Source organism: uncultured Senegalimassilia sp., from assembly GCF_934636665.1.
In the GTDB taxonomy this organism is placed as follows: domain Bacteria; phylum Actinomycetota; class Coriobacteriia; order Coriobacteriales; family Eggerthellaceae; genus Senegalimassilia.
In genome coordinates this window covers 1-10,636 of sequence record NZ_CAKUAT010000029.1, presented here as the reverse complement: position 1 = coordinate 10,636, position 10,636 = coordinate 1, and the positions used below count along the sequence as shown (strand labels likewise).

Genomic DNA, 10,636 nt, shown 5'->3' with positions numbered 1-10,636 from the left:
GGCGGGATGTACGAGACTTGAACTCGCGACCTCCGACGTGACAGGCCGGCGCTCTAACCAACTGAGCTAACACCCCACTGGTGCATGCGCTGCTGAAAAAGATGGCGGGATGTACGAGACTTGAACTCGCGACCTCCGACGTGACAGGCCGGCGCTCTAACCAACTGAGCTAACACCCCGTTCAGCTGCGAGAAAGTACAATACAGCAGTTAGCGATTCGATGCAAGTACTATTTTCAAAAAATTGGCTGTCCGGCGGTTTTCAACCCGGAACGACACGTCGTAGCGGATTCGGACCCGCGTAGGGAAGCCGAACTCAGGCAGAAAATCGAACAGCCTCTCGGCGACCGCCCTATCGGCAGCTATCCTAGCGCCATCGATCAGCCTCCCAGCTACTGCCCTAGCGTCGGCCGCCCTAGCATCGACGCGTGCCCGACCCTCATCATGGCAATACGCACAAGAGCGCCTCCCATCCCGCAATGCACAAGAAATGGGAGGCGACTCAAGGGCGTTCGTCGTTTATTCAGCCTATTTCGCCCGCTGATCGATGCGCGTCATGGACAGCACGCGTAGCGGCTGGTCATCGGCAGGCGGCTCGATGGATTGCGTCCAGGCGTTGTCTACCAGAAACGCCAACGGAACCTCCTGCTCCTGGTCATCGGGCACGTTCACCTGATCAAGGCACGCGGCCAGCAGCTTGTCGGGGCGAAGGCTGCCCGTGGGCTTCTGCTCCAAGGTGAACGTCAGCGAAGCCCCCTCGAGGAGCATCTCCCCCACCAGGAAGTCGGCGACATCGAGCACCTTCTCCTTCTTCTTGCGGATGATATGCACCTGCGCGGGCACCGGCAGCTGCGCCGGCGCGGCCGACAGCAGCGCACGATACGTGCTCAGCGGGAACGCCGCCGAGGCCGCAGGCGCCTTCGGCTCGATGTAGACGCATTCCTTCACCATAAGGTCGGGGACGCTCTCCTTCTGCAGGGCGAGCAGCGCTTCCTCGGGACGTACGTAGCGCAATAGCTGCAGGTCGACCATCTCGTGCGTGCCGCCCACGCCCACGGGCAGCGCGGCGCCGAACGCGATCTTCATGTGCGGGCTGAAGCCCTGCGACACGGCGAAGGGAAGCTGGGCGCGGCGCACGGCGCGCTCGATGGCGCGCGCGACCTCAAGGTGCGACAGCAAAGCCAGGCGGCCCTGCTTGGCGAACGTGATGCGCATGCGGAACGTTTGCTGCTCGGCCATGCTACTCCCTTTCCTCGGCGGTCTGCGGGGCGGCGGCGGGCTGACCGCTTGCGGCCTGCTCGGCGGCTACGGCCGCAGCTGCACCCTCTTCGCCGGCCTGTTGCGGGCGGGCGTTCGATCCGCCGGCGATACGCGGCTGCGCCAGCTGGTTGTCGATGCCCAGGCCCGGGCATGCACCGCATGCGGCGCAGCGCTCGAAGGTACAGTCCGGCGTGGTCTTCTCAGCCGCGGCCTTCTTGCGCTCATGCGCCAGAAAGCGCGTGGACACGCCCGTGGAGATATGCTCCCAGGGCATGACGTAGCTGGTGTCATAGGACGTCTGCGCCACGGCGGCGGGGTCGAGACCCACCTCGACGGCGGCATCGCGCCAAGCCTGCTCATTGAAGTGCTCGGTCCAGGCGTCGAAGCGCGCGCCGTGACGCCATGCCGACTCCACCCAGGCGGCGGCAGCGCGCCCGCCGCGGCTCATGACGGCCTCGACGAAGCTAGTGGACGGGTCGTGCCAGTGCACATCGATGGCGCGGTACTTCACGCTGCGGCGCAGAAGCGACACGCGGCGCAGAGCCTCTTCCGGGGCGATCTGGCCGTCCCACTGGAAGGGCGTCTGGGCCTTCGGCACGAACAGCGCGCAGGACACCGACATGCGGATGTTGCCGCGCTGCTCGACCGGCACGGCCTTCTTCGCCCTATCGTAGGCGCGCTGCACCAAGCTGGCAATGCCCTTGATGTCGTCATCGGTTTCGGTGGGCAGGCCGATCATGAAGTACAGCTTGCAGCGGCGCCAACCGGCACCGAAGGCCGCGTCCACGGCGCCGAACAGGTCGTCCTCGGTCACCTGCTTGTTGATGACGTCGCGCAAACGCTGCGTGCCGGCCTCGGGGGCGAACGTCAAGCCGCCCTTCTTCTGGCCGGCCACCAAACCCGCCATGTCCACGCCGAAGCTGTCAAGGCGCTGGGAAGGCACGGAGATGCGCACGCCCTTGCCCTGGAACTGCTTGTTCAGACGCGTGAGGACATCGGCGATCTGCGAGTGGTCGGTGGAGGACAGCGACGTGAGGCTGACCTCGTCGTAGCCGGTTTGCGCCAGGCCGCACACCACCGAGTTCACGATGTTGTCGGCGGAGCGCTCGCGCACGGGGCGGTACATCATGCCCGCCTGGCAGAAGCGGCAGCCGCGGGCGCACCCGCGCAGCACCTCGACGTTCAAGCGGTCCTGCACCACCTCGGTGAACGGCACGATGCACGGCTCCCAACCCGGGCTTTCCGCGAACCCTTCGAACACGCGCTTCTGGATGTGCGTGGGCAGGCCCTCCTCGACCGGCTCGATCCAGCTGCCGGCCTGCTGCGCCTGCTCCTCCTCGCGCCAGCGATACAGGTTGGGCACGTAGAAGCCGTCCATGCGCGCGATGGCGCGCAGGATATCGGCGCGGCACGCCCCTTCTGCGCGCAGGCGTCGGATAGCCTGCAGGCACTCGGGCAGCGCCTCCTCGCCCTCGCCGATGCTGAAGATGTCGAAGAACGGCGCATAGGGCTCGGGGTTGAACGAGCACGGGCCGCCGCCGATGACGAACAGGTCGTCCTCGCCGCGGTCCTGCGCGTGCAGCGGGATGCCCGCCAGGTCAAGCGCCTCGAGCACGTTCGTGGCCACCAGCTCATGGGACAGCGTGACGCCGAGCGCATCGAACTCGGCCACGGGCGCGCAGCTTTCGATGGAGAACAGCGGCAAGCCCTCGGCGCGCATGGTGTCGCAGAACTCCGCCGCCGGCAGGAAGGCGCGCTCGGCCACCATGCCGTCCACGGCGTTCACCACATTCACCAGGATGCGCAGGGCCTGATTGGCCTGCCCCAGCTCGTAGGTATCCGGATACATCATACAGAAGCGGAAGTCCGCCTCGGGTTTGTACACGCAGCCGAACTCATGGTTCAGGTAACGCGCCGGTCTTTCGGCGCTGGCAAGCAGCGGCTCGAGCCGCGGCCACAGATCTGTCACTGTTACCCCCTCGGAAACAAGATTAGCGTCGGGAAATGCGGGCGCGCAGACCCGCGGCGGCATCGGTTGCCTTTTGGCGAACGGCTTCCACGGCGGCCGCGCCGTTGTCGGCGGCGGCACCCGCGGCCTGCTTCGCGGCAGCAGCGATCACCTTGTCGCGCGCGGCGGAAACGTACTCGGCGAACTTCGCCACCGTCGGCCCGCCTTCGTAGAACTCCACAGCGGCACGGCCCATGGCAAGCGTGCCCGAATAGCCCACCGCGGCCTTCACGGCCCATCCGAGCACCGGCACAGCGGCGGCAAGCTGACGCGCGACCGCGCGGCACGCGAACGCGCCGCCCACCAGAGCGGCAAGCTCGCGCACGCGCCCGGCGTCGATGGATTGCCCGTAGGCCGCAGCGATCTGGAGCAGCATCTTAGCCTGGTTGAGCGTCATCACGGGAAGGTCGGCGCCCGGGATGAGAAACAGCAGCCCCACGCCGGCGTTCTGCACGGACGTGGCGCTGACCGTCTCCAAGGCCAGCGGACGACGAACGAACGGGAAGGCCTGCGCGAACGCCAGGCGCTTGGCGCGGCAGGCCGCGCACACCCATTGGCCCATGCGCGCGTCGAGCGTGGCCCGCGCGTCATCGATCAGCTCGATGGGCTCGTAAATGCCCACATCGCCGTTTTCCGGCGGCTTGGGCGCACCCCACGAAGCCGTGATCGCCGGCCCCTGGCCCGCGGCCGTGGACACGTGCTCGTACACCCTCGCCGTGAGCTTGGGTGCCACGATGTCGGCCTCGGGGATGGCGCAACCGGCCGCCTTGGCGATAGCCCCCACCAGCTGCGGGAGCGTGGTGACCACCATGGCGGGCACCCCGGCCTTGCGGCAAGCGCGGGAATAGGCGCCCACGTTCTCATTGAGGCCCGCCACGATGCAGGCCATGTCATCGCCGGAGCTGGGAGCGAACTCGCGTCCATCCAGGTAGATGAGCGAAACACGCGCCGTGTCGGAAGCGCTGGCGAACGCCTGGCGCACATGCGCGGCAACGTCGCCCGGCGCCGTTTCGTCCACATAGACGCTTACCGAAAGCGGCGTGGCGCGGGCGGCCTCTACGTTGACGGCCTCTTCCAACAGCGCACCGATATCAACAGGAAGCTGCATAGGGCATCCTTTCGCTTAATGCTGCTTGAGCGTCGCATTGTGGGACCACACCGAGCCGATCATGCCCAGCATGACGAAGTTCACCACCATAAACGACGATCCGTAGCTCATGAACGGCAACGGAATGCCCGTGATGGGCATCAGGCCGCAGTCCATGCCGATGTTCTCCAAGATCTGGAACAACCACATGCCCACGACGCACATCACGATGACCAAGCCGAACAGGTCACCGGAGCTGCGGGCTATGCGGAAGCTTATCAAAACCAGCGCGACGTACAAACCGAGCAGCACGAGCGCGCCCAAAAATCCCAGCTCCTCGGCAAGCACGCAGAAGATGAAGTCGGTGGGCGCCTCGGGGAGAAGGCCCAGCGAATGTTGCGTGCCCTGGAACAAGCCCTTGCCGAACAGGCCGCCCGAGCCGATGGCCACCTTCGCCTGCTGCAGGTTGTAGCCCTCATCGGTGGTTGCCGTGCCGGATTGGTCCATGAACACGAGCAAGCGGTTGCGCTGGTACTGCTTGAGCAGCTTGTACTCGCCCGTGGAGGATTTGATGACCTCGTCTATGGCGAACACCGCCACGACGGCGGCCACGAACAATCCAAGCGTTATCAGCAGGTACTTCGTGTTAGCGCCGCCCATGACCAGGGCGAACGCCGCAATGCACAGATACACCAGGCCGGTGCCCAGGTCGGGCTGCGTCATGATGCACACGAACGGCACCATCATGATGCCTAGAGCTTTCACGTACTCGCGCGGATCATCCAGGTTGCCGCCGTAGCGCGCCATGACCGCGGCATCCATGAGGATGACGGTGATCTTGGCGAACTCACCGGGCTGGATCTGCATGCCCAGCTTGATCCAGCTTTTCGCACCCATGCCGGCATCGGTGCCGAGTCCCGGTATGTGCGGCGACATGATGAGCACCACGTTGATGATAAGGAACAGCGTGGTGTAATCCGACAGGCGCCGGTAATCGAACCGCCACACCAAAATCATGAACACAAGGCCCACAGCAACGCCGCCGAGCTGGCGGCTGTACTGGTAATCGCCGTCCGCGCGGACAGCGGAATACACGATGATCAGGCCGTATCCCACCAGCAACGTGGCCACGATGGCAAGCGGCAGGTGCAGCCACGGGAAACGGCGCGGCTTGGATGCAGCTGATGCCGCCGCATTGGGGCGACGAAGCGAATCGATTTGCGGTAACTGCGCCATAGCGCCCTCCTTCCCGTTAGTCCGAACGTCCGCTTGACGTGCCCTTGCCGGCGCCGGCTTCCGACTTGCCCGAAGAGCCCGCGATATCGCCGACTTCCCCATCCGAGGCGTTGGTCGAGGAAAGCGCCGCAGCCATGACCTGCGCGCCGATCGGCGCCGCCACCGATGAACCGCCGCCGCCGTGCTCGACGACGCAGGCGAGCACGTACTTCGGGTCGTCATAGGGGGCATAGCAGGCGAACCATGCCGTGTCCTCCATATCAGTGTATTCGGCCGTACCGGTTTTACACGCAACCGTATCCGGGTCGATACCTTGATCGTTGAACAGCTTGGCGATCTCCTCGTTGTCGGTGGTCACTCCGCGAAGCGCATTGCGCACCACGGCAAGGTCGGCCATGGAGACGTCAGGCGTATCCAGAACCTGCGGCTGATACGTAAGCGCCACATCGCCGCCGGCGTTGCGCACCTCTTTGAGCAGATGCGGCTTGACGATGTTGCCAGACGCGATGGCGCCGTAGGCTACCGCGATCTCCATGGGCGTGACCAGCACGTAGCCCTGGCCGATGCACATGTTCGTATAGTCGCCGCCCTTCCACTGGGCATCCTCGGGAGTGTCGCGGAAGTATTCCTGCTTCCACTCGGGCGTAGGGATACGACCCGAGGTTTCGCCGTTAAGGTCGATACCGGTGGTTTGGTCCAAACGGTAGCGCTTCAGGAAATCCTGCAGCAACGTTGCCGATTTGCCCTTGTTCGCAGCGGCGTCCCAAAACTTGTAGCCGATGTCGTAATACACGGTGTCGCATGAGTTCACGATGCCGCCGCGGAAATCGAGCGTGCCATGGCCCTGCTTCTTCCAGCACTTCTGCACATCGCCCGAACCGAAACCGTCCCAACTGCCGGTGCAATCCCAGGTCTCGGTTGCCGTGGCCATACCGTTTTCAAGCGCCGCCAAGCCGGTGAACGTCTTGTACGTGGAAGCGGCGGGGTAAGTGCCCTGGATGGCGCGGTTGAGCAGCGGGCTGAACGCGGCCGAGGATTGCAGCAGGTCGAGCTCGTCTTGCGTGATGCCGCCCACGAAGGTGGAAGGCGTGAACGTGGGATAGCTGGAAAGCGCCACGATGCTGCCGTCGGTGACGTCCATGACCACCACGGCGCCGCCCGTGCCCTTGCCCGAGCCGATGGCGCCGCCATCGGGGCAGATCATATCGGCAAGCGCCTTGTCGGCCACGTACTGCACGTGCGACTTCAGGGTGGTATGCACGTCCGAGCCCTTAACGGGCTGCGTTTCGCTGACCACTTCCACCACGTTGCCCTGCGCGTCCGCCATGACCTTGCGCTCGCCATGGTCGCCGGCAAGCAGGTTGTCATACATCTGCTCGATGCCGCTGCGGCCCACCGAGTCGCCCAGCTCAAGGTCGCGGCCTTCGGCCACGCTTGCGATATCGTCGCTGGTCACGCTGCCGGTATAACCCACCGCATGCGCCGCAAGGGCGCCATGGGGATAATCGCGGACCGTGCGGGTTTGCACGGTGATGCCCGGGAACGCATCGGCATGCTCGGCGATGAAGGCGACGTTGCGCATGCTGGCGTCGCTTGCCACCACGCGCTGGCTTTGCGCGCCGCTCGTTGCGTCGGCGATGCGCTTGCGCACGATGCCGGTCGGAACGCCCAGCACCGTGGACAGACGGGCGACCACATCATGGTCGTTGGCGACGTCGGGTTCGGCGAGCACCGTAAGGGACGTGCGGTTCTTCACGATGACGTTGCCGTCGGCATCCAGAATATAGCCGCGCGGCGCAGGAGTGTACACCGTAGTGTATTGATTGTCCTCGGACTCCTTTTTGAATGATTCGCCGGCAAGCACCTGCATGCTCCACAACTTCGTGGCAAGCGTGCCGAAGATCAGACCCGCCACAACGCCCATGGCGGTGAAGCGGCTTTTCAGGTTGTCGCCGGGGTTGGCAACCGGCTGAGCGGGCGTTCCGCCGCGGGCGACGCCGCCTGCCGGCACACGATGCGAATCGGGAAGCGAGCTGCTCACGCCCACCGATTGGATGGAGCGAACGTCGCGCTTGACGCTGACGTTCTCGGTCTTCCGGCTGCGAAGCACCGCGTAGACCGCCACCAGGATGGCAGCGACCACCAATAGGGCCACGAAGCCGGCTACGATAGCTGCGAACATGCGCGCCCCCTATCGCAGTTTCGGCGTGCGCAGACCGCGGTCCTGGGCGCCGCCGGCAAGCAGCCGCGCCATGACGAAGTAGACCACCAGGCCCACGGCGCAGTCGTACAGCGCGCACGGAAGGGCGCGAGTGAACAGCGCCTCCACAGGGTTGGCGGCAAGCCCGCATGCCATAAGCAGCATGCCGTAGCAAAGCTCGGCCAGAAGCGCACAGGCCGTGAAGATGGCCAGCGGCATGAACAGCGTGTCGTTATCCACCAGCGAAAACACGCGGGAAGCCAAGAAGCACACAATGACCAGCAGAAGCGCCATGCCGCCCACCGGGCCCGTGCCCGTAAGGTCGTATAGAAGGCCCATGACAAACGGCAGCACCGGGCCCGCCTCCGTGGGGATGACGATGGCCACGACCAGCGCATAGGCCAGCAGGAAGTTCGGCTGCGCCGAGAACAACGCCACAGCCGGGGCCAGCGCGATTTGAAGCACAAACGCCACGATAGCGCCCACCACCAGCACCAGGTTGTTCTTCTCGCCCATGGCTAGCGCCCCCCTTCATTGGACGAATTGCCGTTGCCGGAGTTATTGGAACTGCTCGAGCTCGACGAGGAGCTGCTCGAACTTTCCGTGTTGGATCCGCTGGAGCTATTGGAGCCGCTTGTGGAAGTCGAGCTGCCGGAGGCTGTGGAACCCGAATCGTCGTCATCGGATGCGCCCACGCTGGAAACCACCAGCACATCCTCGAGCGTGTCGATGGAATCGTTCGGGGAAACCACGATGCGTCGGCTGGTATCGCCTTGCTGGGCGTCCACCTTCACCACCGTGCCGATGATAAGGCCGCGCGCGTAGCTTCCGCCCAGACCCGAGGTGACGATGACATCGCCGACGTTGACCTCGGCATCGGCATCCAGGTCCTCAAGATACAGAAGGCCGATCAGGCTACCGCGCAGGATGCCCTCGGCGCGGCTGGACTGAACCATGGCCGCGGCGCCGGATTGCGGGTCGGTGAGCAAGCGCACCGTCGCGGTGCTTCCGCTGGCCGACACCACCTGGCCCACCACGCCGGAGGTCCCGATAACCGTTTGACCGGTCGAGATGCCCTCGTTCGTGCCCTTGTTGATGATGACCGTCTGGCTCCACGCCTCGGAGCTTCGGCCGATGACGCGCGCGCCCGTGCCCTCGATCTGGTAGTTGTCCTTCAGATCGAGCAGCTTCTGCAGGCGCTGCGCTTCCTGCTTATATTCTTCCATCTGGGCATACTGCTGCTCAAGCTGGCTGTTGTACTCGCGCAAGCCCGTCAAGGTGTTCTGGTCGGCCGTGATGTTCTCCATGGTGTCGCCCACCGTGGAGGTTGCGGCCTCCACCGAGCCGCCCACGATGCGCAGCGGGCTGACGGCGCCCGACACCGCCGACTGCAGCGTGTGCAGCGGACCGGCCGAGCCCTCGCGACCATAAGCCGTAATCATGATGATGCTGGCCGCAATCAAGCCTATAAGCAGCGCTCGGCGCATAAGCGCCGAGCTTTGTTGTTGAAAATTAAGAGCCATAACGTTGAGGCTGTCCTATTTCGATCGCATGAGCGTCTGCTTGAGCGCCTGCGGGGTTTCGAGAACCTTCAGGCAGCCCATGACCACGTTCGTCAAAGCCGTCTCGCTCACCCACACGGGAATCTCCAGCTTATCGGTAAGGTAGCGGTCCAAGCCGGAAAGCAGGCCGCCGCCGCCGGTGAGCAGGATGCCGTTCTGGATGATGTCCGACGCCAGGTCGGGGTTGGTCTTCTTGAACGTCTCCTTGATATGCACCACCATCTCCTCGCACGGGGCGATGAGCGCCTGGCGCACATCCTCGGACTGGATGGTGACTTCCTTGGGCTGCTCGGTGATGACGTCCTGGCCGGAGATGATCATGTCGCGCTCGCGGCCGTCCTCGAACGGAAGGATGGAGCCGATTTTGATCTTGATGATCTCGGCGGTGCGCTCGCCGATCTTGATGCCCAGAAGGTCGCGCAGGTGCATGGCGATGGCCTCGTCCATGCGGTTGCCGGCCAAGCGCAGGCTGGAGGACGTGACGATGCCGCCCAGGGAGATAACGGCCACCTCGGTGGTACCGCCGCCGATATCGACGACCATGGAGCCGGTAGGCTCGGTGACGGGCAGGTCGGCGCCCATGGCAGCGGCCATAGGCTCCTCGATCAGGTACGCCTGGCGGGCGCCCGCCTGCACGGCGGCCTCGAACACGGCGCGCTTCTCAACGGAGGTGGCGCCGCAAGGGATGCAGATGACGATGCGGGGCTTGGCCTGCCACGGGTACTTGCGCGGCGCGGCCTTGTTGATGAACGCGCTGATCATAGCCTCGGTTACGTCGTAATCGGCCACCACGCCGTCATGCAGCGGGTGCTCGGCCGAGAACGCGTCGGGCGTATGGTTGATCATGTTCTTCGCCTCGTGGCCGACGGCCAGGACGCGATGGGTGCTTTTCTCGATTGCGACGACGGAAGGCTCGTTGACGACGATGCCTTCGCCGGGAATGGCGACCAGGGTATTCGCGGTGCCGAGGTCGATGGCCATGTCGCACGACATCTGGCCAGTAAGACCCGAGAAGAAATCCAAGAATGACATGTAGGCAAACCCCTTGTGCTACGTTTCTAGTGAAACCAGATTCTAGCACAGGCGATTTCACCCGGTTTCCCTGCGCATGGAAATCCATCAGGGGTACGCATTAGGGATGGCGAAGGGAGCCTGGCGTCATACCGAGGTCAACATGCACAGCGTCGACTCTCCGTCACGCCCATAGGGTAGTGTCGGCAATGTTGGTGTAAGCCGTTCTCGCTAGGCGCTGCCGAGGGCAGCGCGAGCGGACGGCGAATCGGA

General features: G+C 64.5%; 8 protein-coding genes and 2 tRNA genes. All 10 read right to left on the bottom strand.

The window, feature by feature from the left end; genetic code table 11:
* Window positions 1–2: 2 nt before the first annotated feature.
* The 10 genes from Q0G75_RS09170 to Q0G75_RS09125 all read right to left on the bottom strand — a co-directional run bounded on the left by Q0G75_RS09170 (window position 3) and on the right by Q0G75_RS09125 (window position 10,384).
* Window positions 3–76, bottom strand: a tRNA-Asp gene (locus Q0G75_RS09170).
* A 26-nt stretch (window positions 77–102) separates the two neighbouring features.
* Window positions 103–179 (bottom strand) — tRNA-Asp (locus tag Q0G75_RS09165).
* 348 nt (window positions 180–527) lie between these two features.
* Window positions 528–1,238 (bottom strand): TIGR03936 family radical SAM-associated protein, encoded by a 711-nt coding sequence (locus tag Q0G75_RS09160; protein WP_294417050.1) that lies wholly within the window; start codon window positions 1,236–1,238, stop codon window positions 528–530.
* A gap of 1 nt (window position 1,239) precedes the next feature.
* Entirely contained in the window at window positions 1,240–3,228 is a 1,989-nt protein-coding gene (locus Q0G75_RS09155; protein WP_294417048.1) for a TIGR03960 family B12-binding radical SAM protein, read from the bottom strand.
* Between the two features lie 22 nt (window positions 3,229–3,250).
* On the bottom strand, window positions 3,251–4,375 hold the full coding sequence (locus tag Q0G75_RS09150) for a hypothetical protein (RefSeq protein WP_294417046.1): 1,125 nt from the start codon (window positions 4,373–4,375) through the stop codon (window positions 3,251–3,253).
* Window positions 4,376–4,390: 15 nt separating this feature from the next.
* On the bottom strand, window positions 4,391–5,590 hold the full coding sequence (locus Q0G75_RS09145) for an FtsW/RodA/SpoVE family cell cycle protein (protein WP_294417045.1): 1,200 nt from the start codon (window positions 5,588–5,590) through the stop codon (window positions 4,391–4,393).
* A 16-nt stretch (window positions 5,591–5,606) separates the two neighbouring features.
* Complete coding sequence (gene mrdA, locus Q0G75_RS09140) at window positions 5,607–7,772, bottom strand: penicillin-binding protein 2 (protein WP_294417042.1); 2,166 nt, start codon at window positions 7,770–7,772, stop codon at window positions 5,607–5,609.
* Window positions 7,773–7,781: 9 nt separating this feature from the next.
* Window positions 7,782–8,306 (bottom strand): rod shape-determining protein MreD, encoded by a 525-nt coding sequence (gene mreD / locus Q0G75_RS09135; protein WP_294417040.1) that lies wholly within the window; start codon window positions 8,304–8,306, stop codon window positions 7,782–7,784.
* A gap of 2 nt (window positions 8,307–8,308) precedes the next feature.
* A complete protein-coding gene (gene mreC, locus Q0G75_RS09130; protein ID WP_294417037.1) occupies window positions 8,309–9,313 on the bottom strand; it encodes a rod shape-determining protein MreC in 1,005 nt (334 codons plus the stop codon).
* Window positions 9,314–9,328: 15 nt separating this feature from the next.
* Window positions 9,329–10,384 carry a rod shape-determining protein gene (locus Q0G75_RS09125; protein WP_042434605.1) on the bottom strand — a complete coding sequence of 352 codons (1,056 nt, stop codon included), beginning with the start codon at window positions 10,382–10,384 and terminating at the stop codon, window positions 9,329–9,331.
* Between the last annotated feature and the right edge of the window lie 252 nt (window positions 10,385–10,636).